This window comes from Micromonospora sp. NPDC023869 (assembly GCF_055559695.1).
In genome coordinates this window covers 1,242,493-1,268,264 of record NZ_JBVHKD010000001.1, presented here as the reverse complement: position 1 = coordinate 1,268,264, position 25,772 = coordinate 1,242,493, and the positions used below count along the sequence as shown (strand labels likewise).

General features: G+C 70.7%; 17 protein-coding genes. 11 read left to right on the top strand and 6 right to left on the bottom strand.

Annotation, left to right across the window (positions count from 1 at the left end; genetic code table 11):
• The first annotated feature begins 3 nt into the window (after positions 1–3).
• Positions 4–1,554: a bifunctional 3-(3-hydroxy-phenyl)propionate/3-hydroxycinnamic acid hydroxylase MhpA gene (mhpA, locus tag ACZ31C_RS05630; RefSeq protein ID WP_465794325.1), complete on the top strand. Its 1,551-nt coding sequence runs from the start codon at positions 4–6 to the stop codon at positions 1,552–1,554.
• A gap of 6 nt (positions 1,555–1,560) precedes the next feature.
• Here the strand turns inward: mhpA and ACZ31C_RS05625 are convergent, their stop codons facing one another.
• Positions 1,561–2,454: a shikimate dehydrogenase gene (locus ACZ31C_RS05625; protein WP_465794324.1), complete on the bottom strand. Its 894-nt coding sequence runs from the start codon at positions 2,452–2,454 to the stop codon at positions 1,561–1,563.
• Between the two features lie 70 nt (positions 2,455–2,524).
• On the opposite strand from ACZ31C_RS05625, the gene ACZ31C_RS05620 reads away from it, so the two are divergent.
• The 3 genes from ACZ31C_RS05620 (at position 2,525) to ACZ31C_RS05610 (ending at position 8,986) form a co-directional block, all read left to right on the top strand.
• Positions 2,525–3,013, top strand: a complete 489-nt coding sequence (locus ACZ31C_RS05620; protein WP_465794323.1) for a MarR family winged helix-turn-helix transcriptional regulator — start codon at positions 2,525–2,527, stop codon at positions 3,011–3,013.
• A gap of 108 nt (positions 3,014–3,121) precedes the next feature.
• A complete protein-coding gene (locus ACZ31C_RS05615; RefSeq protein WP_465794322.1) occupies positions 3,122–3,733 on the top strand; it encodes a hypothetical protein in 612 nt (203 codons plus the stop codon).
• 36 nt (positions 3,734–3,769) lie between these two features.
• On the top strand, positions 3,770–8,986 hold the full coding sequence (locus ACZ31C_RS05610) for a hypothetical protein (protein WP_465794321.1): 5,217 nt from the start codon (positions 3,770–3,772) through the stop codon (positions 8,984–8,986).
• A gap of 73 nt (positions 8,987–9,059) precedes the next feature.
• Here the strand turns inward: ACZ31C_RS05610 and ACZ31C_RS05605 are convergent, their stop codons facing one another.
• From ACZ31C_RS05605 to ACZ31C_RS05590, 4 genes are all read right to left on the bottom strand, one after another.
• Entirely contained in the window at positions 9,060–10,295 is a 1,236-nt protein-coding gene (locus ACZ31C_RS05605) for a 3-deoxy-7-phosphoheptulonate synthase (protein ID WP_465794320.1), read from the bottom strand.
• A 41-nt stretch (positions 10,296–10,336) separates the two neighbouring features.
• A complete protein-coding gene (locus ACZ31C_RS05600) occupies positions 10,337–13,111 on the bottom strand; it encodes an AAA family ATPase (RefSeq protein WP_465794319.1) in 2,775 nt (924 codons plus the stop codon).
• Between the two features lie 242 nt (positions 13,112–13,353).
• On the bottom strand, positions 13,354–13,797 hold the full coding sequence (locus ACZ31C_RS05595) for a DUF6069 family protein (RefSeq protein WP_396752271.1): 444 nt from the start codon (positions 13,795–13,797) through the stop codon (positions 13,354–13,356).
• 46 nt (positions 13,798–13,843) lie between these two features.
• A complete protein-coding gene (locus ACZ31C_RS05590) occupies positions 13,844–14,773 on the bottom strand; it encodes an ROK family protein (protein WP_465794318.1) in 930 nt (309 codons plus the stop codon).
• A 227-nt stretch (positions 14,774–15,000) separates the two neighbouring features.
• Here ACZ31C_RS05590 and ACZ31C_RS05585 point away from each other — a divergent pair, with 227 nt between their 5' ends.
• Positions 15,001–16,170, top strand: coding sequence for a macrolide family glycosyltransferase (locus ACZ31C_RS05585; RefSeq protein ID WP_465794317.1), 1,170 nt, complete (start codon positions 15,001–15,003; stop codon positions 16,168–16,170).
• Between the two features lie 26 nt (positions 16,171–16,196).
• Here the strand turns inward: ACZ31C_RS05585 and ACZ31C_RS05580 are convergent, their stop codons facing one another.
• Positions 16,197–19,262: a BTAD domain-containing putative transcriptional regulator gene (locus ACZ31C_RS05580; protein ID WP_465794316.1), complete on the bottom strand. Its 3,066-nt coding sequence runs from the start codon at positions 19,260–19,262 to the stop codon at positions 16,197–16,199.
• A gap of 707 nt (positions 19,263–19,969) precedes the next feature.
• Between ACZ31C_RS05580 and ACZ31C_RS05575 the strand changes: the two genes are divergently transcribed.
• The 6 genes from ACZ31C_RS05575 to ACZ31C_RS05550 all read left to right on the top strand — a co-directional run bounded on the left by ACZ31C_RS05575 (position 19,970) and on the right by ACZ31C_RS05550 (position 25,721).
• Positions 19,970–21,478 (top strand): FAD-binding oxidoreductase, encoded by a 1,509-nt coding sequence (locus ACZ31C_RS05575; protein ID WP_465794315.1) that lies wholly within the window; start codon positions 19,970–19,972, stop codon positions 21,476–21,478.
• A gap of 27 nt (positions 21,479–21,505) precedes the next feature.
• The gene (locus ACZ31C_RS05570; RefSeq protein ID WP_465794314.1) at positions 21,506–23,152 is read left to right on the top strand and encodes an MFS transporter; all 1,647 of its coding nucleotides are present in this window, start codon (positions 21,506–21,508) and stop codon (positions 23,150–23,152) included.
• Positions 23,142–24,152, top strand: coding sequence for an NAD-dependent epimerase/dehydratase family protein (locus tag ACZ31C_RS05565; RefSeq protein WP_465794313.1), 1,011 nt, complete (start codon positions 23,142–23,144; stop codon positions 24,150–24,152). Before ACZ31C_RS05570 ends, ACZ31C_RS05565 begins: the two co-directional genes overlap by 11 nt.
• 40 nt (positions 24,153–24,192) lie before the next feature.
• Complete coding sequence (locus ACZ31C_RS05560; protein ID WP_396752255.1) at positions 24,193–24,750, top strand: NADPH-dependent FMN reductase; 558 nt, start codon at positions 24,193–24,195, stop codon at positions 24,748–24,750.
• A 5-nt stretch (positions 24,751–24,755) separates the two neighbouring features.
• Entirely contained in the window at positions 24,756–25,361 is a 606-nt protein-coding gene (locus ACZ31C_RS05555) for a dTDP-4-dehydrorhamnose 3,5-epimerase family protein (protein WP_465794312.1), read from the top strand.
• Positions 25,362–25,475: 114 nt separating this feature from the next.
• A complete protein-coding gene (locus tag ACZ31C_RS05550; RefSeq protein WP_396752250.1) occupies positions 25,476–25,721 on the top strand; it encodes a DUF5988 family protein in 246 nt (81 codons plus the stop codon).
• Positions 25,722–25,772: the final 51 nt, after the last annotated feature.

Genomic DNA, 25,772 nt, shown 5'->3' with positions numbered 1-25,772 from the left:
CCGATGACCACGGACGTGCTGATCGTCGGGTACGGTCCGGTCGGTCAGGTGCTGGCCCTGCTGCTCGCGCAGCGGGGTCACCGGGTCACCGTGCTGGAGAAGTGGCAGCGCCCGTTCCCGATGCCCCGGGCGGTCTCCTTCGACGGCGAGTCCGCACGGATCCTGGCCGCCGCCGGTGTCGGGCGCGAACTCGGCGACGCCGGCGAGCCGTCGCGGGACTATATCTGGCGCAACGCCCGAGGCGACGTCCTGTTGTCGGTCGACGTCGCCGAGCACGGCCAGTGCGGATGGCCGGACTCCACCTCGATGTACCAGCCGGGGCTGGAGGAGGCGCTCGCCCGACGGGGCGCCGACCACCCGTCGCTGACGGTGCTGCGTGGTCGGGAGGTGGTGGAGATCACCGAGGAGAGCGACGCCTGCGTGGTCACCGCCGCCGACCGGTCCGGCTCCCACACGGTCCACCGGGCCCGGTGGCTGGTCGGCTGCGACGGCGCGAACAGCTTCGTCCGCTCCCGGATGGGCGTCGACGAGGTGGACCTCGGCTTCTCCAACGACTGGTTGACCTGCGACGTGACCCTCCGCGAGCCGCGCGTCTTCACTCCGAACAACCTGCAGATCTGTGATCCGGCGCGGCCCACCACGGCGGTCTCGGCCGGTCCCGGACATCGGCGCTGGGAGTTCATGCGCGTCCCGGGCGAGACCGTGGCGGAACTGGACAGCCGGGAGGCCGCCTGGCGGCTGCTGGCCCCGTTCGACATCCACCCGGGCAACGCGGTGCTGGCACGGCACGCCGTCTACACCTTCCAGGCCCGGTACGCCGAGCGTTGGCGGGCCGGCCGGATGCTGATCGCGGGCGACGCCGCCCATCGGATGCCGCCGTTCGCCGGTCAGGGCATGTGCTCCGGCTTCCGCGACGCGGCGAACCTGGCCTGGAAGCTGGACCTGGTGCTGTCCGGACACGCGGGGGACGCGTTGCTCGACACCTACGAGGTCGAGCGGCGCGCACACGTCCAGCACGCGATCCTCATGTCGGTGAACCTCGGCCGCGTCATCTGCCAACCCGATCCGGCGGCTGCCGCCGACCGGGACGCGGCCATGCTGGCCAACCGGCGGCGGATGGCCGGCCACCCCCAGGACCCCCCGATGTACCAGCCGCTCACCACCGGACTACGAGCCGACAGCCGAGCGGCGGGTTGGCTGGTTCCTCAGGGCAGGGTCACCGCCGGCGGGGTGACCGGGCTCTTCGACGACGTGGTCGGCCGAGGGCTGATCCTGCTGGTGACGCCGGAAGTGGCTGCGGGGCTCAGCGGAGAGACCGTGGCCTTCCTGCGGGCGCGCGCCGGGCAGGTGGTCGTTCTGGGCGAGGGGAGTGGGCAGTGGGCCGACACGGAGGGGACCTACCGGCGTCTGCTGGCCCGAGCCGGCTGCCGCGGCCTGCTGGTCCGTCCCGACCACTACGTCTACGGCGGTGGCCGCACCGCCGCGGAACTGGACGGCGTCGTGGCCGAACTGCGCCGGAGCCTCAGGGCGCGGGTGTCGGGCGTCGCCCGGTGAACGCCGCTAACGAGGATCCGGGCGGTCCTCGGGTCGCCCCGTCGCCCGTCGCAGGTCCGCCAGCATCCGCACCGGGTCCGGCTCGACACCGGTGAAGAGGCGGAAACCCGCCGCCGCCTGGAACGCCAGCATGCCGACGCCGTTGAGGGTCCGGCACCCGGCGGCCCGGGCGGCGGCCAGCAGCGCCGTCTCCAGGGGCCGGTAGATGATGTCGGCCACCCACATTCCCGGCCGCAACTGTTCGGCGGGCAGCGGCATGCCCGGGGACTGTGCCATACCGACCGGAGTCGCGTTGACGATCCCGTCCACCTCCGACGCGGTCCGCTGGGTGGCGTCCACTGCAGTCGCCCGGCCGGGGCCGAACCGGTCGTTGAACGCCGTGGCCAGCTCATCCGCTCGTTGCGGGATCGGGTCGGTGACATACAGTGACATGGTCCCCGTGTGGAGGAGGGCGTGGCCCACCGCCGCCCCGGCGCCGCCCGCCCCGAGCAGGAGCACCCGGTCCCGGCGGGCGTCCGGCAGCTCGTGGTCCAGACTCATCGCGAAGCCCCACCAGTCGGTGTTGTGTCCCATCGCGCCGGCACCGGTGAACGTCACGGTGTTGACCGCGCCGAGCGCGGCCGCCTCCGGGGAGAGTCGGTCCATCAGCGGAACGACCTGCTGCTTGCAGGGATGGGTGACGTTGAGCCCGGTGAATCCCAGTGCCGGTGCCGACCGCACCAGCTCGGGCAGCGCGACCCCGGCGGCGACCGCTTCCCGCACGTCGACCGTGCGGTAGAACAGGCGGATACCGCGCCGGTCGGCCTCCGCCTCGTGCAGGGCCGGACTGAGCGAGCCGTGCACGTCGGTGCCGATCAACCCGATCAGGCAACGCGCGGGGCCTGGAGTGTCCGGGACCATGTGACGCCTCCGTAGGGACCTTCCGCATCGAAACCATCTGCTTCGGATGGGTCCTCGTTATGCTTGCAGGATGACCGCCACCGCGCCAGTGTCGTTGGACAACGACCTGATGTTTCTACTCTCCTGGGCGAGTCACGCGCTGGCCACGGAGCAGACCGCCGGACTGTCCGGTCTGGGGATCACCCCGCGCGCCTACTGCGTTCTGGTGAAAGCCATGGCGGCGGACACCACCCAGACCCAATTGGCCCAGCTCTGCGGGCTGGACAAGACCACCATGGTTGCCACCATGGACGAGCTGGAACGACTGCAGCTCGCGGAGCGCCGGCCATCGGCGACCGACCGCCGGGTACGGATCATCGCCGTCACGCCGAAGGGACGCCGGCTGGTGGCCAAGGCGGCGGACATCGTCTCCCAGATCCAGGACGACGTTCTCTCGGCCCTGCCCGTGGAGAACAGGCGGGTCCTGATGGACAGCCTCGCGCAGCTCGTGGACGGCCGCCTGGCCAGCCTGGTCCCCTGCGAGCGGGCGCCGCGCCGCCGCGAGCGCCGACTGGCCTGAACGCTGCTCCCAGCCCATGTCAGGGGCTTGATAGGGGTAGGCCGGCCCGCACCCTGACCGTAACGTCCCAGCCGTAGGCGACGGACGTGGGTGTCGTGGGGGATCGGTATGGGTTTGCTGACGCTCGACCCGGCGGAACGCTCCCCGGGGCCGACTCCGGCGGCCCGTCGGCGCCCACGCCGTCTCGTCCGTCTCGTTCTCGTGGTGGCCGCCACGTCCCTCGCCGCCGCCGGCCTGGTGCTCGCCGTGCGGGACGCCGTCACGCCGCCGGCCACCGCCACCGCCAGCCTCGCCGGCGTCACGCTCGCTCCCGGTGACGCCGGCTGGACCGCGATGGCGGCGCACCACATGGACGGCCAGGCCGGATACCAGATGCCGGCGCAGATGATGCCGGGCGCCCCGGAGGGCGACGACATGCGGCTCGGCGTGCCGGTCACCCTGGTCAACTCGGGTCACACCGTCCGGGCGCTCGATCTGGGCGCCGAGGTGTCACTGGCCGGCGGCCGCATCGACGGCCGGGAACGGCCGCATTCGGACACCATCGGCCGGTTGGCCCGCCTGGCCCCGGGCACCGCCGTGCACGGCGTGCTCTACTTCGACACCATCGTGCCCGGCCCGGACGACCCACCGCTGTACCTGACCTGGGAACGTGACGGCGGGGTACGGCGGCTGGAGCTCAGGATCTCCGGCGACGCCACCGGGCACCACGGCCACGGCTAGCTCTTCCCGCCCCGCCCGCACGACGAGGAGTCCTCGATGCGCGTATCGCGTCGGTCCACCCTGCCCGAAACCGGGACTGGAATCGCCCGTACCCGCCGTGCCGGCCCCGACGGCTACCGCAGCACACTGCTGCCGGCGTTGCTGCTGGCCGTCGGCGCTGCGTTCTGGCTGCACCGTGGCCTGTTCACCGACCCCCTTCCGGGGATGGTCGGACGTCTGCTGGTGGACGTGGCCGTCGCGCTGCCGCTGATGGCCATGGCGGTGGGTCTGGTCGATTCGCTGACCGTGCCGCGCGACCGTGTCCGCGGCGCCATCGGCGACCGGGCCGTCCGGTCCGCGGCACTCGCGGTCACCGCGGTCGTGTTCTACGTGCCGGCCGCAGCGGTACAGGCATTCCTCCGCACCGCCACCGGGGACAGCGCGACGCGCCCGCTGGCGGAGGCGCTCGCGACCGCCGTCCGGGCGGCCCCGGTGCTGCTGCTGGTCGCCACGATCTGCGTGCTGTTCGCCGAGTACGGCCTGCACCGCGTCCGGGATGACCTCGCACGTCCACCCGGCCCCGGTGACCGGCGCGTGCCGGGTCGGCTGGCCGCCACCGGGCTGCTGCTGTCGGCCCTGCTCGTGGTGCCGACGGCCGGCGCGGAGCCGGTCTGGGCCGGCCCCACCGGCTGCGACAACGCCGCGCGCCGTACCTTCGACGTCTCGGCGATCAACCTGGACATCACGGTCAACCGGTTCGGCGACCACGACCCGTACGGCTTCATGTACGTCCTCGCCGAGCGGGAGGACGACGTGCGCCGCCAAGAGGCCGCGCTGCTGGCCGCCTCGGCGATGGATCGGGACGACCCCGCCGCCGCGAAGGTCTCTGTCGGACTCGGCCAGGACCCGATCCAGCCGTTGGTGATTCGTGCCCGTCTGGGCGAGTGCGTGGTCATCAACCTCACCAACAAGCTCACCATGACGCCGCGCGGCGGTCCGCTCGGCAACCCGGCGCTGCTACAGCCCGGCGGCGTGCCGTCGGTCTCCATCGACATGTCCGGGGTCGCGTACGACGCGGCCGGCGGCGACGGTGGGCAGGCGGTCGGCGCGAATCCCGTCGCGGTGATGGTCGCACCCGGGCAGACCCGCCAGTACCGTTACTTCTTGGACCCGTCGATGGGGGAGGGCGCGAAGGTCTTCCAGAGCGGCGGTGAGTCGACCCAGTTGACCGCCCACGGGCTCTTCGGCGCGCTGGTCGCCGAACCCGCCGGAGCCCGGTGGTACGACCCGGTCACGGGTGTCGACCGTACCTCGGACACCGGCTGGAACAACTGGGAGGCGATGGTCAAACCCGGTGCCGGACCCGCCTTCCGCGAGTTCACGCTGATGTACCACGAGATCGGCGACGTGAACTTCAACCTGCGGCGTCCACTGCGGGAGAACGACGAGGGCATCCCGATCGGTCAGGATCCGGGAGTACCCGTCGGCGACCAGGAGCAGTACGGGCGACCGCTGCCGATGTTCGACGTCCGCCCGCCCATACCCCAGGTCCCGACCGAGGGCGGCGGAGGCACCAGCGCCTACCGACCGGCCAGCCGCGCGATCAACTACCGCAGCGAGTCGTTCCACCGTCGACTCCAGTTGGAGGCTCGACGCGGCAGCGCGGCGCAGCAGGCGAACAAGTCCCTGGCGTACAGCTCCTACACCTACGGTGACCCGGCCACCCCGATGCCGCGTTCCTACCTGGGCGAACCGACGAAGACCCGGGTCGTGCACGCCGGGTTCGAGCAGTTGCACGTCCACCACGTGCACGGCGGCGGAACGCGCTGGCTGGCCAACCCCGACGGCGCCGACGCAGGTACCACGATCCGACTGGACTCACAGACGATCAGTCCGCGGGAGAGCTTCGACCTGGTGCACGAGTGCGGCGCTGGCGGCTGCCAGCAGGCGGCGGGGGACTTCCTCTACCACTGTCACATCGGGCAGCACTACGTCGCCGGCATGTGGGGACTGTGGCGGGTCTTCGACACCGCACAACCCGACCTCGCGCCCTTGCCCGGGGCCGCGGCCCCGCCCGTCGGCGTGACCTCGGCGCAACTGATCGGCCATCGGGTGCAGGGCCGGGAGGTGGTCCCCCGCGCGCGTCTCAGAGACCCCTCTCGACAGGTGGCGCTGGAGACCCTCGTCGAGGGGTACCTGCCGCCACCGGGCGCCCGGTGGGGCACCGAGACCGGCACCCCCGATCCGGACGACGCGACCGTATGGGACTGGGTGCGGTCGGGCCCGGCGAACGCCCCGGTATACCTCGGCGAGCCGGAGACGACCGAGACATGGGCCAACTACCGCCCGAACAACCCCGGCACGCGGCCCGAGATCCTGTTCAACCCGACGACCGGACGGCCGGCGTACCCGATGCTGCGCCCGCATCTGGGCATGCGTCCACCGTTCGCCCCGGGCGGCCACTCCGGCACGCCGGGTCTCGGGGACACTGCCGGGCGCGACAGCCCGAACGGGATCTGTCCGCAGCGCGCCCCGGTGCGACGGTTCGACATCACCGCGATATCGGTCGCGGTGCAGTCCACCGCGCGCGAACGAGACGATCACGGTCGGATCTTCGTGCTCAACGAGGACAAGGACGCGGTACGCGCCGGCACCAAACCCGTCGATCCCCTCGTGATCCGTTCGAACGTCGGCGACTGCGTGGCGCTGACCTTCGGCAGCGAACTTGACCCGGCGGCACAGAGCAAGGTGAACATGCACACGCACCTGGTGCTCTTCGATCCGCTCGGGTCCGACGGTGTGGTGGCGGGCTTCGCGTACGAGCAGTCCGTCTTCGCGGCGGGCCGGGACGGCCGCCGACTCACCTCCGCGTCGGGCAGGCACATCACCGTGGACACGGTCGGGAAGCTGCGTCCCGGTGTCGCGATCGGCATCGGTGTCGGCCGGAAGAACGTCGAGGTGCGGACGGTGACGGCCATCGACGGTGACCGGCTCGTCCTGGACCGACCGCTGACGAAGAGACACACGGCCGGCGAGCCGGTGACAGTGGAGTTCGTGCAGTACCGGTGGTATTCCGACATGGACACCGGCACCGTCTTCTGGCACGACCACGTGGATGCCATCCGGTCGTGGGCGCACGGGCTCTTCGCCGCCCACATCGTCGAGCCGCCCGGCTCCACCTACCACGATCCCCGCACCGGCAAGCAGGTCAAGAGCGGCACGATCGTCGACGTGGTGAACCGGTCGGGGTCGGTCGGGGTCGGCCAGTCCGGCGCGTTCCGCGAGTTCACGATCTTCTTGCACAACGGCAGGCGTGGCCGCACCGAGCTGACCGCACCGCCCTCGGTCGACGGGCTGAATCCCTTCAACGCCGGGCAGGAGTGCGAGGAGGGAAGCATCAACCTGCGAGCCGCCCCGCTCGGCGAGCGAACACCGCCGGGAGCGACGCCGGCCGACCCCACCACCACCGACCAGCGACGCGAGTACAACGGGGCACGATGTCGCAACGCCTTCACCCGTACCCCGGCTCCGCCCGAACAGGCGGACGCGAACACCGTCCGCGCCACGGTGACCACGGTGGACCCGTACGTCTTCTCCTCCGTCAAGTACGGCGATCCGGACACTCCGGTGCTCCGGGCCTACCTGGGCGACCCGGTGGTGATCCGCACCGTCGGGGTCAACGACCGGGCGGAGTCGCTGCGGGTACAGGGCCATCGGTTCCGCAAGGAGCGTTTCGACCGTGCCGGGCAACTCGTCGACACGGCCACCACCGGCATCTCCGAGCGGTTCGACTTCGTGATGGACGGCGGTGCCGGCGGTCCGGCGCGCAGCCCGGGTGACTACCTGTACTACAGCACCCGAACGTTCGCGCTCGACAGCGGCGCGTGGGGGCTGTTCCGGGTACACGACCGGCGCCAGGCCGACCTTCGGCCGTTGCCCGGACACCGACCACCGGCACCGGGGGCGGGCTTCCCGCGACAGCGACCCGCGACCGGAGACACCCAGGCGGCACCCGGTCCGGATCCGGTGTCGGCCAGACGGGCCGACGGCACACCGGACCCCACGGTGGTCACCGCGACGTCGCCGACCTGCCCCGGCCCGGCCCGCCAGCTCCGGTACGACGTCTCCGTCATCAACCAGGAGCTACCCACCGCCCCGAACGCGGATCCGCACGGTGTGATCTATGTCCTCACCGCAGACGTCGCCGCCGTCAGAGCCGGACACAAATCGGTCGAACCGCTGGTGCTGCGGGCGAACGCAGGGGACTGTGTGGTGCTGACGCTGCGCAACCAGACCACGCCCGGTTCCCGCTACGGCGGCCACCGCGCCGGACTGGACCTGGCCAAGCTGCTGCGCGACCAGCAACTGGCCGCAGGGGCCGCGATCGGCCTGAACCCGGATCCGACCGTGGCGCCCGGGCAGACGGCGACGTACACCTTCCACGCCGACCGGGAACTGGGCGCCTCGTTGTTCCAGAACCTGGCGTCAGTGGCGTCGCTACGGCACGGCGGGTACGGCATGCTGATCGTGGAGCCGGCCGGTTCCACCTGGTCGGACAGTACGACCGGGAAACCGCTCGGACCGGACGCCACCAGCACCGGGGCGGTCATCCGGCCCCCCGGCGCACCGGCGTTTCGCGAGTTCGCGCTGCTCATGCAGACCACCGACCAGCACTTCGCGCGCGGTGTCCTGCCCTACGGCGAGTTCGTCGCCGGCAGCGGCGTGAACAGCCCGACGGCGGCCAACCGGCAGATCCCCCCGGTGCCCGGCGCGCCACCCGGCACCGAGGGCAACGCGGGATCGGCCGACAAGGCCTACAGCCACGTCAACTACCGCAGCGAACCGTTGACCGAGCGGCTGGGACTGACGGCTCATCCCGACGACTACACACGGGCGTCGGTGACCGGCTCCTTCGGTACGGCGTTCAGCTCGGCGGACCACGGTGAGCCCCGCACGCCGGTCCTGCGTGCGATCACCGGCGACCCGGTGGTTCTGCGCGTCGGCGTGGGCGCCTCCGACCAACTCCATCCGTTCACGGTCAGCGGGCACGCGTTCCGGCCGGAGCCACGCCTCCACGGCTCGCCGCAGGTCTCGACCCGCACCCTCGGTGCGGGCGAGACGGTGGACGCCAGGCTGGGTGGGGCCGGGGGAGGAGCCGGCAACAGCGGCGACTACCTGTACGCCGATGCCCGGGCGCCGTTCGCCGCGGCCGGTATGTGGGGCATCCTGCGGGTGCTCCCATCCGGTAGGCCCGGCGGCGCCGCTCCCCTCTAGGGCCCGTTCCACCGCGCCCAGGCCCAATGAAGGGAGGGCCCCCGGCAGTGCGCCGGGGGCCTTCCCTTCGCGGTCAGTCGCTCAGCAGACCGGCGACGACGGTGGCGAGTTCGATCGACTGGGCGCCGTTCAGACGCGAGTCGCAGGGAGTCTCGTAACGACCGGCCAACTCCGCCTCGGTCAGCTGGCCGGGCCCGCCGAGGCACTCCGTCACGTCTTCCCCGGTCAGCTCCACGTGTACGCCGCCCGGCCAGGTGCCGGCCTGCCGGTGCACCTCGAAGAACCCGGTCAACTCGTCGACGACCCGGTCGAAGCGCCGTGTCTTGTAGCCAGCCGCCGACTCCTCGGTGTTGCCGTGCATCGGGTCGCACTGCCAGATCACCTCGTGGCCGGATCCCGCCACGGCGGCGACCAGCGGCGGAAGGGCGTCCCGAACACGCCCGGCACCCATCCGGGCGATCAGGGTCAGTCGGCCCGGGCGACGGTGCGGATCGAGGCGGCGTACGTACTCCAGGACCTGGTCCGGTGTGGTTGACGGGCCGATCTTCACACCCACCGGGTTCGCTATCAGCTCGGCGACGGCCACGTGGGCGCCGTCCGGTTGCCGGGTCCGCTCGCCGACCCAGAGCTGATGCCCGGAGCTGGCATAGAGCCGCGGTCCGCCCGATGTCTCCACCACCCGCAGCGCGGAGCGTTCGTAGTCCAGCAGCAACGCCTCGTGGCTGGCGAAGATCTCCCGACCGGCAGGTTCCCCGGTCAGCGCGCGGACCAACTCGATGGTGGCCCGTGACCGGTCGTGGGCGTGCAGCATCCGCGTCGGGTCGGGTCGGCGGGCGGCGGGTGTGGGATGCGCCGAATGCACGATGTCGCCGCGGTACACCGGCAGCCCGAGCGCGTCGACCTGGGCCGAGCGCGGCTTGGCGTACTGGCCGGCGAACCGGCCCACGACGACGACCGGCGGTCCGGTGGCGGCGATGACATCCGCCATCTGCGACAGGATTCGTACCGTGGCCCGCACGTGCGCCGAGTCGTCGCTGAAGGACTCCGCGCAGTCGCCGCCCTGTAACAGGAACGCCTCGCCGCGAGCCACGGCGCGAAGCAGCTCACCCAACCGGTCGGTCTCCTCCGGTGTGGTGACGGTGGGCGCCCCGGCCAGAGCGTCGACCACCTCACGGGCCGCCGCGAGGTCGGGCCAGGCCGGTTGCTGCGCGGCGGAGCGGGCAAACGCCCGGTCGACGACTTCCCGCAAGCCAGGAGGCAGGGCGGCGGGCGCCGCATGTCGCGGCGGCGCGTTGGTCGCTGATGTCACGGCGAAATCTCCCTTCGACGCTGCTTGTCTGTCCCGACGGTTCAGGAGCTGAGCCGTCGACGCCGCGTCGAGGCCGTCTCGACCGACAGGTTGGCCGGCAGCTCCTTGCGTTGGCGTACGCCGAGCTTCCGGTAGACGCGGGTGAGGTGCTGCTCCACTGTGCTCGCGGTGATGAACAGCTTCATGGCGATCTCGCGGTTGGTGTAGCCCATCACGGCGAGCGAGGCGACGCGGCGCTCGGAGTCGGTCAGCGCTTCCACGCTGTCGGAACTGGACGAGACTCCGTCCAGCGCGCCCAGGTCGCCGTCGATGGCGAGCAGCTCGTTGCAGATCGGCGTGGCGCCGCACATCTTCGCGACGTGCCAGGCGCGGCGGAAGATGGTACGCGCCCGGCGCCGGTTGTTGGTGGTGTGCAGGGTACGGCTCAACGTCGCCAGCACCCGGGCCATCTCGTACCGGTCGCCGCAGGCCTCGAACAGCTCCATCGCCTCGGTGAGGATCGCGGGGCGCCGCGCGAGCGGGCTGATCAGCGCGAGCAACCGCAGCGCCGTGCCGCGGACCCGGGGATTCGACGCCTCGGGACGGGCCAGCTGGTCGTAGATGAGCCGTCCGGCCTGGTCGTGGTTGCCGAGCCGTAGCCACGCCTCGGCTGCGCTGGTCCGCCAGAGCACCGGCGCGGCGAGTGCGAGGTCCCACGTCTGGATCAGCTCGCCACAGGCCAGAAAGTCGGACAGCGCCGCGTGCGGGTGGTTGGTGGCCAGGTAGTGGTCGCCCCGGGCGTGCAGGTAGTCCAGGCCGTACGTGGTCTCGAAGAGCGTCTCCGGGACCAGGAGCGCGAGATACCGGGTGGCCTCGTCGAACCGTCCCATCCGCGTCGCCGCACGCGTCGCCAACGCCACCGGCAGGCTCGCCGCCACGCCCCAGGCCCTCGGTGAGAGGACCGTCATCGCCTCCTCCGCCAGTTCGCGCGCAGCCGGCATGTCGCCCTGACGAAACGCCAGGCCGGCGGCGGCGACGGCGAAGATGGCCCGCCAGGTCGGCGCGGTCGACTCGTCGCAGTCCCCGCGCAGGCGGGTGCACCAGTCGCCCGCCACGTCCCACTGGTCGACCGAGACGAGGGTCCGGAGCGCCAACAGCGCCGCCTCCTCGGTCCAGGCGGTGCCGCGCCGCAGGCGCAGGTCCCGCAGTACCGTCTGGGCGTGGTCGGCCGCCTTGCCGAACTGCCCGCGGCCGAGGAGCTCGGACATGGTGGCGGCGGCACGCAACCAGGGGTCGGTCCGCGTGGTCACCGGGACCGGCCGCCGTGCGTTCAGCGAGGCGGCCGGAGCGCCCCGTCGGGCGAGGGGTGGGTGCAGGTGCGCCAGCCACAGCTCGGTGTCGGCGAGCTCGGCGGCGGCCTCCGGTGCCGTCCCGGTGTTGGTCTCACGCAACCCTTGCAGCACCGGCACCGCCTCGGCCGTGCGGCCGTGCCAGAGTAGCTGGCGGACGGTCGCGGTCCGGTCCTGCCGGCTCAGCCGGGCCGCGTTCGCCGGGGCGGCCAACGTGGCGAGGTGCCGAGTGACCGCCAGCGGGTTGAGCGGCCACTGCGCCTGAGTCAGCCGGGCCAGGATGGTGAGGCGCTCGCCGGGCTCATGGGACTCCCGGTGCGCGAGTTCCAGGCACCGGGTGGCCGTGTGGGGGTCGTCACCGACCAGCGCGTGTTCGGCCGCCGCGAGCAGCACGGAAATCGACCAGGGGTCCTCGACCCGGTCGGCGTCAACGAGGAGGCGGGCCACCACGGTCACCGCGTGACCGAGATCGTGCAACTGTCGGGCGGCGCGCAGGTGCAACGAGGCGTGCTCGTCGGCGCTGAGGTCGTCCAGAACCGCGGTCCGCCCGGCCGGATGTCGGAAACCGTTGTCGACGAGGAACCGTGCGGTGACCATGGTGTGCAGCGCGTGTCCGACCGCGTCGAAGTCCAGCCCGGTCAACTGGCTCAGGCCGGCCGGCCCGGCGTCGTCACCGAGGACGGCCAGGCCCCGGGCCACCCGCAGCACCTCCGGATCGCTGCGGTGCAGACAGACCAGCAACGTCCTGCCGTAGCCCTGGACGCGTACGTCGCCGCCGGAGCGATGGTCCTCGACGAGCGCCTCCAGCAGGGCCGGGTTCCCGCCACTGAACGTCGTGAGTCCGGTCGCGAGTCGACGAGCGGCAGGTTCGCCCAGATTCCGTCGGATCAGCTCGGCGACCCCGCCAGGGGAGAGCGGGCCCACGCCGGTGGCGTGCACGTTGGGCTGACGTCGCAGCGTCGAGCGGAGTGACCACCGGTCGGGGCGCTGGTCGAGGTCGTCGGTGACGACCACCAGCACCGGTGCGGTGTGCACCCGCCTTGCCAGGTGCACGATGAACTGCATCGAGGCGTCGTCGGTGTGCTGCAGGTCGTCCACGGTGACGACGAGTGGACGCTGTCCGGCCAGGTCCAGCAGGGCCACGCAGAGCCGGTGGAACAGCCGCAGGGTCTCCGCCTCGTCCGGCGCGGTCTGGTCCGCGGCGCGCGCGGCGGGACAGAGCCGGGCCACCACCTCGGCCGGCAGCGGGGAACCACGGAGCAACTGTCCCAGCACGCCGAAGGGCAGCGACTCCTCGGCGGCTGAGCCGACCGCGCTCAACACGAGAGCGCCTGCTGCCGCCGCCCGATCTACGCAATACTGCAGTAGTGCGGTTTTTCCCGTTCCGACCGGACCGTGCAGAAGAATGAGCCGACCTGCTCCGGAAACAAACTCTGAGACATGTTTGTCTAGCTGTGTGAAATGCCCGTCTCTTTCGACCAGCTGCATCGTTCCCCCGAGATCGATCAGTTGTGGCGTCAGCCATCGAGGCGCATCGTGTGCCGGTCGAGCCTATCCAGCGATCGTCGAGAGACGGAAAATTGTTGTCCACCATCGAGCAACAGGCCACCCATCGCTCGATGTTGCTAATGTTTCCGCCCGGTGACGAACTGTTCGGGCGGTGGGTCTGCGGACACCGGGTGTGCACACGCGCTGTCGTCGGCGGCGAGCCGGTGTCCGCGACCGCGACGTCAGGGACGGCGCAACCGGCTGAGCAGGTACAGCAGCACTGCGGCCGGCGGGAGGTGCAGAGGCAGGAGCGCCAGGGCCGCGGCGTTGCTGAGCCCGGGGTAGTGCGGCGAGGACTCCATGCCGAGCAGCAGCAGCGGCGGCACCATGCTGATCACCAGCACCACACCGACGACGATCGCGAAGGTGCGCAAGGGACGCCGGGCGCGCCGGCTGATCAGCTGATAGAGGGCGGTGCCGAGCAGGGTCGCCACCACGGTGTTGAGCACCACCGCCACCGGCTGGAGTTGGCTGAACTCGTCACTGATGTCGAGCGCGGCGCGCAGGACGAGCGCCAGCACCACGTTGATGACCGTCGAGACGAGGGCGGCGAGCAGGCCGGCCAGCCAGATCTGCTTTCCAGAGGTGCGCTGCTCAACGGTGGTGCCGGGGTGCGTGGTCGCCATGTCTACTCTCCATTGGTCCGTGCGGGATTGATCGGTATAGGACAGTCTAGGACGGATCGACTGGCGGGAGCAATTCGCCCCGCGCGCGGGCGAGCAGCAACGCCCCGTGTAACGAGGAGAGCCCGCCCAGCGTGGCGGCGGCTACTGGGGGCGTGCGGTGACCGGGCCGGGCCAGCGCGGCTGTCGCCGCCGCGACCTGGTCGACATAGCCCGGTGTGCCCGCCGCGAATCCACCCCCGATGATCAGCACGGACGGCCGTACCAGCTCCGAGAGGCTGACCGCCGCAGCAGCCAGGGCGCGCGCCGACGCCCGGACGGCGCCCGTCGCCCACTCCGCTCCGGCGGCGACGCCGTCCCGCAGTTCGGCGAAGCCGACCGGCGATCCCCGCAGCTCGGTGGCCCGGCGCAGCGTGGCCGGACCGGAGGCCAGCGCCTGCACACAGCCCCGGCGACCGCAGTCGCAGCGGGTCCCGCCGAGGTCGACCACGATGTGCCCGACCTCGCAGGACCCCCGTGGCCCCGGCACCGGTTGCCCGGCCAGGACCACCCCGCCGCCGATACCGGTGCCGACGCCCAGGTAGACCGCGTGAGAGACGCCGGCTGCGTCCGCTTCCGCGATCGCCGCGAGGTCGCCGTCGTCGGCCCAGGCCCGCTGCGCCTGCGGAAACAGGTCGGCGAGTGTCGCGTCCAGATCGAGTCCGGTCCACCCCGGACGCCCTGGCCAGGCCGTCACCCGGCCGGCGTGCGTGGTGGCGGGCATCGCCACGCCGACGCTTCTGATCACCGGACCCCACGCCTCGGTCAATTCCCTGACCTGTGCGGCGAGTGCCGCCAGGTCGCGTTCGCGGTCGTCGCCGGCCGGCCAGGTGACGGTGGCCAGATACGGCTCCCGGCCGTCGGCCTCCGCCCGCAACGCCACCTTGGTGCCGCCGATGTCTATCCCGAGAAATGCTGTCGAGGAGGCCGCCGTCGTCATGGTTGACGAGTATTCCGGCGATGGGCATTCGCGCGGGAAGCCCCCGGTAATTTTCCGGCCATCGCCCTTCCTCGGTGAGATGTTGGGGGTGGACGATCAATCCATGCCATCGGTACGGTCGTTGCAACGAACCGGGTTGGGTCGATGCCCGGGTTTCCAAGTCATTTGCGTGGGGCCGACTCCGGCATTGGTGATCTGGATGGAGACCAATGGGTAACGTGATTCTGATGGTGAACATGCCTGCGCGCGGGCACGTCTTCCCGACCCTGGCCGTGGTCGCCGGGCTCGTCCAGCGCGGCCACCGGGTCGTCTACACCGCCGTCGGCGAGTACGCCGACCTGGTGCGCTCCGCCGGTGCCGAGGTGTTGTCCTACGACTCGGTGGACCCGATGTCGGTCATCGGCGGCGCCGACTCCGGCCGGGTCCCGTTGCTGCTGCTCGACGAGTGTGAGGCCATCATCCGGGCGGCCCGGGAGCACTTCGCCGACGCCCCGCCGGACCTGGTGGCCTACGACGGCGCGTTGCTGCAGGCCGGTCGGATCCTCGCCCGGGTCTGGGGACGCCCCGCCACGCAGCTCAGCCCGGTCTTCGCCTCGAACGAGCACTACTCGTTCCCGGAGCAGATGATGAAGGCTGCCGGCCCCGCCAGCATGGACAACGGCGTGATGGCCGAGTTCTTCCCCCGGATGGCCGGCATGCTGGCCGCACACGGCGTCGACCTGGACCCGATGGAGCTGGTCACCGCCGTCGAAGGGCAGAACCTGGTGTTCCTGGCCCGGGAGTTCCAGCCGGCCGGTGCCACCTTCGACGATCGCTTCGCCTTCGTCGGGCCGTGCCTGGGCGAGCGTGGATTCCTCGGCGACTGGCGGCCACCGTCGGACGGTCGGCCGGTGGTCCTGGTCACCCTGGGCACCGTGCACAACGGTGACACCGAATTCTTCCGCTCCTGCCTGGCCGCCTTCGCGGACGGTCCGTGGCACGTGGTGATCTCGGTCGGCGGGGGCGTGGACCCGGCCGACCTGGGCGCGCCGCCCAAGAATGTCGAGATCCACCGGTGGGTGCCGCACCTGAAGGTGTTGGAGCACGCCGACGCATTCGTCACCCACGGCGGTATGGGCAGCGTGAACGAGGCGCTCTACTGGGGATGTCCGATGGTGGTCGTGCCGCCGTGGCCGGACGTGGTGCCGAACGCCTGGCGCCTTGTCGAGCTGGGCATCGCCCGTCAACTCGACCCCTCCGAGATCAGTGCCGACCTGCTCCGCGAGTCGGTCGCGGCGGTGACCGACGACCCGGAGATGCGGGAGCGGGCCCGGCAGATGCGTACCCACACCCGGGAGGCCGGCGGCGCACCGCGCGCCGTGGAGGAGTTGGAGGCCTACCTCCAACGGGCGGCCTGACCTGGCACCCGCCCGCCGCGCCGGGCTCAGCTGACGTGCACCACGTCCCGGTACCGCCGAAGCAACTGCGCCCGGCCCGGGTCGTTGGGCGGGCACAGTTCCAATGCCGCCTGGTAGTACCGGGACGCGGCGTGCTGGTGCCCCTTCATCGAGGTGCGCTCCGCCGCGATGACGAACGCCGTCCGGGCGTGCCGGGTGAGCGCTTCGATGGGTCGCCCGGCGTCCCTGCTGAGTGAGATCGTCTGCCAGTAGTGGTGGATGAGCAGATGCGGGTGCTCTGGCAGCCGATGCTCGACCCACCGGGCGGCCTGGTGGTGCTTGTCGAGCCGGACGGAGCGGGGCAACTGGGAATAGGCCACGTCACGGATGAGGATGCTGCGGAAGGCGTACTCGTTCTGGCCGAGCACCGACGCGCTGTGCACCCGGTCGACCAGGTCGCGGCGCTCCAACTGCTCCAGGCGCCGGGCCACCTCCTGGGCGTCCCGGTTGCCGAGCGCAGCGACCGGACGAGGCCACACCACGTCACCGAACACGGCGGCGTCCTGGAGTACCGCCTTCTCCACGGCGGGCAGCGTGTCGAGCTGGGCGGCGATCGTGTTGTAGACCGACTGTGGCAGTTCCAACAGCTTGTTGGCGGAGTACTCCTGCGACACGGGTGGGGCCGAACCCGCCGACGCCGCCGGGATCTCACCACGATGCATCCGGAAGTACTCGGTCGCGAAGAGTGGATTGCCGCCGATCCGGCGCAGCAGCGCCCGACATTGCGCGCTGACCGCCGCCTCCCGGCCGCGGTCCGGTCCGGGAACCGGGCCGGGACCGGGCTGCTGCGCTCCCGCGCAGATGCCGTGGTGCAACGCCAGCGACTCCAGCACATGCCAGGTACCGGTGGCGGACAACGGTGTCAGCGTGATGACCGTGGCGTTGCGCATGCCACCGCCCCAGAACGGCCTGCGCTGCAACAGCTCCGGCCGCGCGGTGGCGAGTATGGACAGAGGTACGCCCGTCGTCTGGTTTGCCAGCTCCTCCACGAAGTCCAGGAGCAGGTCGTCGGCTCGGTGCAGGTCCTCCAGCACCACGACGGTGAGCTGTTCCACCGCGACCGCCTCCAGGAAGAGCCGCCATGCGGGAAAGGAGTGGCGGATCGCGGTCGGCATCGGTGGCTCGGACCAGCCGAGCAGCGTACGCAGATGGGAGAGCAGCCACGCGGTGGAGCCCGAGGTCTGCGGCAGGCCGTGGACGGCGACCTGTAACTTCCGTTCCGCGACGGTGCGGGAGTCGGTCTCCGTGATCCCGGCGAAGGAACGCGCTATGGCCCGCAGCGGCGCCATCGGCTCCGTGCCCGGACCGGGTGAGGTGCCGGTCAGCAACCGCGCCGGGGGTACGCCCTGTCGCAGGGTCGCGAGCCACTCGGTGACCAGTCGGGTCTTGCCGATTCCGGCCTCGCCGAGCAGGGTCATGAGGTTCGGTTGGCGCCGGCGGTGGGTATCCGCCAGGAGATTGCCGAGGATGTCCATCTCGCGGTCCCGTTCGACCAGCGGCGCGAGCCCGGACAGATGGGCGTGCAGAGCCGGGTTACGTGGAGTCGGTTCGCCCTGCGGCGAGTAGTGGAAGACGTCCGCGGTGGCCTGCCGGGTCACGTCGCAGACCCGTATCGCACCGGGCGGCACCTCGTCGATGACCCGCAGGTTGGTGTTGAGCATGCTGCCCTGGACGTCGGTCGACCCGTCGCCCACGCCGCCGGTGGGTTTGTATGTCACCAGCGCGTCTCCGGTGGCGATGGCGATCTGGACGGCGACCTGTGGCGGACCGCAGCGGGTCGGTGACGGGCCGGTGGCGATCCGGTCACGGATGGCCAACGCCGCCCGCACCGCCAGTTCGGGGTCGTCCTCACCGGTCGACGGGACACCGAAGAGGGCGAGCCAGGCCGAGCCGACGGCCCAGAAGTTCTGCACCAGCCCGCCGAGCAGCTCCACCTCGGATCTGATCAGCCCGTCTAGGTTGCTCAGCACCTCCGCCATGTCCTCCGGATCGTCGGTGCCGAGCGGCAACTCGATCCGGGTGCGGATGTGCAGGACACTCACCCGTTTGCGTTCGGTCCGCACCGACACGGTGGGTGCCTGCTCCTTCCGGCGTGCCGGCGGGCCGACAGTCGGTTCGGTGTCAGGCTGGTCGGGTTCGGGGCTGACGACCGGAACCGGCGGTGGCTGGTGGGTCGGGTGGGCCGGCGGTTCGCCACGGTCCTGCCGCGCCGGAACCGCCGTGCCGGCGGCCGGGACGGCCGCGACCCGCGCAGGATGCGCAGCCCCGACGCCCTCGGTGGCAGCCGGCAGTATCAGCGACGGGTCGTGGTCGAGGATCTGCCGCTCCAACTGTTGCAGTGCCCGGCCGGGATCCAGACCGAGCTGGTCGGCGAGGGTTTCGCGCAGCCGGCGGTAGACGGTGAGGGCATCGGCCTGCCGGCCGCTGCGGTAGAGAGCGAGCATCAGCTGGCCGCACAGCCGTTCGCGGGGCGGGAGAGCGTCGGCGACGGCCCGTTCCAACTCGTCGAGGACCGCCTGGTGCCGGCCGAGAGAGAGCTCGGCATCCACGTACGCCTCGATCGCGGCGAACCGGAGGTTCTGCACCGCGGACAGCTCGGGCCACTCGATACCGAACTCGACGAGATCCGCCAGTGCGTGGCCCCGCCACAGGGCCAACGCCTCCCGAAGAGTGCGGGCGGCCGCTTCGGTGCCGCCCGAGTGCGCCTCGGCGTTGCCGCGTTCGACGAGCCGCTCGAAGCGGATCAGGTCGACGCTTTCAGCCGGCACCCGCAGCAGGTATCCGGGAGGTGACGTGAGCAGGACCGGCGCACGCTCGCCGTGTGCCGAGGCGGCCAGCAGCGACCGCAGCCGAGACACGTAGTTCTGCAGCATCTTGCGAGCCGTCGCTGGCGGCGTGTCGCCCCAGAGGCCCTTGATCAGGCGGCTGGCTGCCACCGTGTTGTTGGCGTGCAACAGGAGCAGACCCAGAACCGCCCGCTGATTGAACCCGCCGAGCGGGAGAGGTGAACCAACAGCTTCCACTTCGAGTGCACCCAGGACCTTGAAGTGCACGTATCACTCCTCCCGAAAAGCGCGGACGTGACAGTGGAGGTTGATTCCCAGTTCACGGTCCCAGCCGGCGGATAGGCTGGTTTGCGGGCCGAGTGTCATGATGTTCCCCCGTCGACATAACTGATCCCCGGCCCAGAATATCGGCCGGGGACGCGATAAGAAGCGCGTTCTATTATCGGCACGTCGGCGACATAAATCGAGACTCATCCATCTTGGCATCCGCCTTCGTTCGGCGCAACCCTCAAGGTCGCCAAGGCGTCGGCCCTCCGGCGCCGCGCCACCCCTGCGGGCTCAGAAGCGTCGCCCGCGGCCGAGTCGTGGCAGCTCACCGTCCAGCTGATCGTGCCGCACCAGCCGTCTTGCCCCGGATCCCGTCCGGTGTCCCCGCGTCAGCGGCTCGATCCGCACGAGTGAATCACGCTCGGATCGGCCTGCTGGGCGGCGTGGTGCAGGGTCGGTGGCGACGCGGTCGGCGGTCGGCCGGTCGGGCAGGTGTTCGACCTGCCGGACGACTGAGTGCCGAACTGTCGATAATCGCTTCCCGCCCTGGTCTGACCGGAGTGCTAGGGGGCGTTGTGGGGTATCCGCCCGCCCTTTACGTCCCTATGCTCGGGTCAATAAGCGCCGGAATCAGGCGACGCGACCGGTCCGGTCCGTGATTCGGCATAACCATTCTTCTGGGACGTTCTCTCATTCAGGGGGCCACGATGATCAGTAGACGTACGATGCTGCGCGCCGGCGGGAGCCTCGCCCTCGCGACCGCAGCGGTCGGGGCCGGCGGGTCGGCAGTCGCCGGCGGCCTGCCCTGGTGGCGTCTGCGGCATCTGCTCCGGGGCGACCTGGTGCTTCCCTCGGACGCCGGTTACGACTACGCCCGACAGTTGCAGATCGCCCAGTACGACGCGATCCGACCGGCCGCTGTCGCCTACTGCGAGACTCCGGCGGACGTGCGGGCCTGCCTCCGTTTCACCCAGGACCACGGCGTCTCCCTGCGTGTCCGCAGCGGCGGACACAACCTCGCCGGCTGGTCGACCGGCCCCGGCCTGGTCGTGGACCTGTCCCGGATCAACCACGTCGGCGTCGGGGCATCGACCGTACGGCTCGGGTCGGGCGTGCAGTCGATCGACGCGCTCACCGCACTCGCCGCTCGAGGTCGACAGATCGTGACCGGAACCTGTCCCACGGTCTGCGCGGGAGGATTCATCACCGGCGGCGGCGTGGGCTGGCAGACCCGGAAGTTCGGCCTCGGCAGCGACCGGATGGTCTCCGCCGGCGTGGTGCTCGCCGACGGGCGGTACGTGCGTGCCTCCTCCCGCGAGGAGCCCGACCTGTTCTGGGCGCTGCGCGGCGGTGGCGGTGGCAACTTCGGCGTGGTCGTCGACTACGAGGTCCAACCGATCGCTGTGCCCACCCTGGTGCGGTACACGGCGGTGTGGCCGGGGGAGCGGGCCGAGACGCTGCTGGCGGAGTGGCCCGCGTGGTGCGCCGCCGCGCCGCATGAACTGGGGTCCTCACTGCTCCTGGTGCCGCCGGTCGACGGCGGGGGCGCGGAGATGGTGCTGATCACCGGTGTTCATCTGGGTGCCCGCGCCGGGCTGGACAGGGTGTTCGCCGAACTGACCGAGCGCGCCGGGGGGCCGCCGTTGAGCCTCGTCGTCAACGAGTCGGCCTACGCCGAGGCGATGAAACAGTCGTACGGCTGCGAGTCGCTGACGGTGGACCAGTGTCACCGGGTCGGGTACAACCCGAGCGCGGTGCTGCCCCGTACCGGTTTCCAGCGCCAGGCGTACCGCCTGGCAGCGGCCCCGTTGACCGCTCGCGCCGCCGCACGCGTGGTCGCGGCCTGGCGGCGTGGGCTGGACGCGGGCATGCATCAGTGGCTGCAGTGCATGGCGCTGGGAGGCGTCGCCGCCGAGCGCTCCCCGCACGGCACCGCGTGGGCGCACCGGGACGCCGCCTTCCTGATCGGGGCCCAGGTGGGTGTGGACGACCCGACCCCGCCGGCCGATCGGGTGGCTGCGGCCGAGGCGTGGACCCAGGGCGTCGCGGCGGCGCTGGCCGGGGTGACCAGCGGTGCCTACATCAACTTTCCCAGCTCCGTGATGCCGGCCGACTGGGCGCGGCTGCACTACGGACGCAACTACGAACGGCTGCGTCGGGTGAAGCGCCAGTACGACCCCCACGGCGTCTTCACGCACCCGTACAGCATCCGTTGACACCGCGTCGAACGGGCGTTTCTGCAGTTGAAAGCCGAACGGGAAGGCTTTTCTTCAACGGAACCTTCTCGAACGGACCTTTCTGGTATCGTCCGTTCGACCGGTGCCGCCACGCGCGCACGACAGGAAGGAACCACAATGGTCGACGCCGCTCCGCAGCCCGCCAGGTCTCGCTGGCTCGCCTTCGGGGTCCTCTGCTCGGTGCAGCTGATGGTCATCATCGACACGAGCATCGTCAACGTGGCGCTCAAGTCCATCCAGGAGGACCTCGGCTTCAGCCAGGCCGACCTGGCCTGGGTGGTGAACGCCTACACGATCTCCTTCGGCGGCCTGCTGCTGCTCTCCGGGCGGCTCGGCGACGTGTTCGGTCGCAAACGGGTCTTCATGACCGGCTTGATCGTCTTCACTGTCGCCTCGATGCTCTGCGGCGTCGCCAACAGCCAGGAGATGCTGATCGCCGCCCGGTTCCTGCAGGGTGGCGGGGCAGCCATGGCCGCCGCGGTGGTCATGGGCATCGTCATCACCATCTTCCGAGAAGACCGGGAGCGGGGCCAGGCGATCGCGGCATTCAGCTTCGTCGCCGCTGCAGGCGGGTCCATCGGCGTGCTGGCCGGCGGCATCCTCACCGAGGGGATCAGCTGGCACTGGGTCTTCTTCATCAATGCGCCGATCGGCGCGCTCGCCGTCGCGCTCGCCGTCCCTCTGATCATCAGCGACCGGGGGCTCGGTGTGAAGGCCGGCGCCGACCTGCTCGGCGCGTTTCTGGTGACCGCCGGGCTGATGCTCGGCGTCTACACGATCGTCAAGGTCGGAGAGTACGGCTGGGGCTCCAGCCACACCCTCGGCCTCGGTACCCTCTCGGTGGCGCTGCTCGTCGGTTTCGTGATCCGCCAGACGCGGGCCGCCAATCCGCTCGTGCCGCTCTCGCTCTTCCGCAGCCGCATTGTCTCCGGTGCCAACCTCGTGCAGGTCACGATGACGATCGGTCTGTTCGGCTTCAACTTCCTCGGCGCGCTGTATCTCCAGCGTGTGCTGGGTTACACCCCTGTCGGCGCCAGTTTCGCCTTCCTACCGATCGCGGTGGTGCTGGCGGTCGTCTCGCTCGGCCTGTCCGCCCGGCTCAACGTGCGATTCGGCCCGCGCAACGTCCTGCTGGCCGGCTTGACGCTGATCGCCGCCGCACTGTTGTTCGCCGCCCGTGCTCCGGCGAACGCGGAGTACCTGGTGGACGTGCTGCCGATGGCGGTGTTCCTGGGAGCCGGTGCCGGTCTGGCGATGCCCGCCGTGATGACGCTCGCCATGTCGACCGCCACGCCGCAGACCGCAGGCGTCGCATCCGGGCTGGCCAGCACCTCTGGCATGGCGGGCGGCACCATCGGGCTCGCGGTGCTGGCCACCGTGGCCGACGTGCGGGCCCGCAACCTGGTCGGTGAGGGCGCGGACCCGATCGGCGCGCTCAACGACGGCTTCCACCTCGCCTTCGCGACCTCGGCGGTGGTGTTGGTGATCGGCATCGTGCTCGCACTGGTGATGCTGCGCTCCGCGCCCGCCCCGCAGGGTCCGCCCGGGCCCCCGCCCGGCGAAACGGCCGATGCCCACGGTGCCGACGAGACGCCGTCGCAGACCGCCGAGGCCACCAGCGGTGGACGCCGGGAGGTCTCTCATGGAGACTGACCGATGGGCCGGCAAGACGGTGCTCGTCACCGGCGGGATGGGCTTCATCGGGTCGCACTTCGTGGAGGAACTGCTGGCCCGCGAGGCCCGCGTGATCAGCGTGCACCGCCGTGAGGTGCCCAGCGGCCTGGACCCCCGTCCCAGGCTCCGGACGCTCCGTCTGGACCTGCTCGACTACGCCGAACTGCGCGCCGCCTGTCGGTACGTGTCCCCGAGGCTGGATGCGATCGTCCACTGCGCCGCGCTCGACGGCAACACCGAGTTCAAGCTCCGGCACTCCGCCCAGATCCTCGACGCGAATCTGCGCATCGGTTCCAACGTGCTCAACTGCGCCCGCGAGTACGACGTGCCGGACGTGGTGCTGATGGGCTCGGCGGAGGTCTACGCGGGCACGTCCGAGACCCCCCGCCGCGAGGACGACGACTACCGCCGGGACATGCGCTACACGGCCAACGGGTACCTATTGTCCAAGACGTTCCTGGAGATCCTGGCGGAGTTGCACCGGGAGCAGTTCGGCATGCGCATCTTCGTGCCACGCCCCACCAACGTCTACGGCCCGGGTGACTGGCCGGTGCCCGGCTCCGGGCGAGTGATTCCGACGATGCTGCGGCGGATCCGCTCCGGTGGGCCGGTGGAGATCTGGGGCGACGGCTCCCAGAGTCGTACCTTCGTCCACGTCCACGACCTGGTCCGAGCCACCCTGCGGATGGTGGAAAGCCGGCGCCACTCGACCATGAACATCGGCACCGATGAGCCCGTCTCGGTCCTCGCCCTGGCACAACTGCTGTTCCGCCTCACCGGCCGTCCGGAGCTGATCCAACGAAATCCCGACAAGCCGACGGGCGCGCCCAACCGCGTGCTGGACCTGACCCGGATGAAGGAGACCATCGACTTCTCGCCGCGGCCCCTCCTGCTGGGCCTGCGGGAGACGGTCGCCTGGTTGGACGACCACGAGCGGGCCATGTCCGGCGACACCGCTGCGCGTACCGCCGCGGCCTAGATGTAGGCCCGCGAGTCAATCCCGAGAGAGGACCGACGAAGTGATCAAGGTGGGCATCATCATCGGCAGCACGCGGCCACGCCGCAACGGCGAGGCCGTGGCGCGCTGGGTGCACGATGTGGCGGCCAAGCGGAGCGATGCCGAGTTCCAGCTCATCGACCTACTGGACTACAAGCTTCCGCACCTGGACGAGGTCATGCCGGCCTCTCTGGGCCAGTACAGCCAGGAGCACACCAGGGCGTGGGCCAACGCGGTCGCCGGGTTCGACGCGTTCGTCTTCGTGACGCCCGAGTACAACCACTCGACCTCCGGGGCTCTGAAGAACGCGATCGACTTCCTGTACGCCGAGTGGAACAACAAGGCAGCAGGCTTCGTCAGCTACGGCAGCGCCGGAGGCACCCGGGCGGTGGAGCATCTGCGGTTGGTGGTCGCCGAACTGCAGATGGCCGACGTGCAGGCGCAGGTGGGTCTCTCGCTGTTCACGGACTTCGAGCACTTCAGCGTCTTCAAGCCCGGCCCTCACCAGGAGGAGGCGCTCCACACGATGCTCAACCAGTTGGTCGCCTGGGGTTCCGCGCTGGCATCCCTGCGCGAGTAGCCGCCGTGGAGATCGAACCCCTGGCCGTAGAGGGTGCCTGGCTCATCAGGCCGACGCAGTGGCCGGACGACCGCGGCGCACTACTTGAATGGTACCGCCCGGATCTGCTGGCCCGCCGGATCGGACATGAACCGGTGATCGCCCAGGCCAACCTGGTCGTCTCCCGCGCCGGGGTGATCCGCGGCATCCACTTCGCCGACGTCCCACCCGGCCAGGCCAAGTACGTCACCTGCGTGTCCGGATCCGTGCTGGACGTGGTGGTGGACGTACGCGTCGGCTCGCCCACCTTCGGGCAGCACGTGGCGGTGCCGCTCGACGATGTCGGGCGGCACGCTGTCTACCTGGCCGAAGGGCTCGGACACGCGGTCTGCGCACTCTCCCCGGACGCCACCGTCACCTATCTCTGCTCCACCGGGTACCGGCCGGGCGCCGACCACACCGTCCACCCGCTCGATCCCGACATCGGTGTGCGGTGGCCGGCCGGGGAGCTTGTGCTCTCCGATCGCGACGCGGCCGCGCCGTCACTCGCCGAGGCCGCCGAAAAGGGCCTGTTGCCGAGCTGGGAAGCATGCCGGGAATGGTCTCGCTCAATCGCCTTAACCTCCTCCTGAAAGCGTAAGAACGGGGTCGTATAGGGGAGCGACTAGGGTCCCGTAGGCGCTTCCTCTCGCTAGCATTATCGCGGGTGCCGATCGGTGCCTTGACTGTGGCGAGAGGTGCTGGCAATGGACCATTCCTCTGCGGCTTACGGCAACGACGTCGTAACAGATCCGGAGAATGAGATCGAGGTCGTGCTGGAGGGCGGCCCGACGAATTTTCCGCTTCAGCTTCGCAGGCGCAGGATCCTCCCTGGCCTCGACAAGATCAAGATTCATTACAATGGAGGCTACGAGCACTTCGAGCGGACGGATCCGGGTACGGAGAAGACGATCGTCTACCGATGGGTGACCCGGACCCGCATCGCCGAGTGACAAACCGTACGAACGACAGGGCCGGGTCGAGTCGACCCGGCCCTGCGCCGA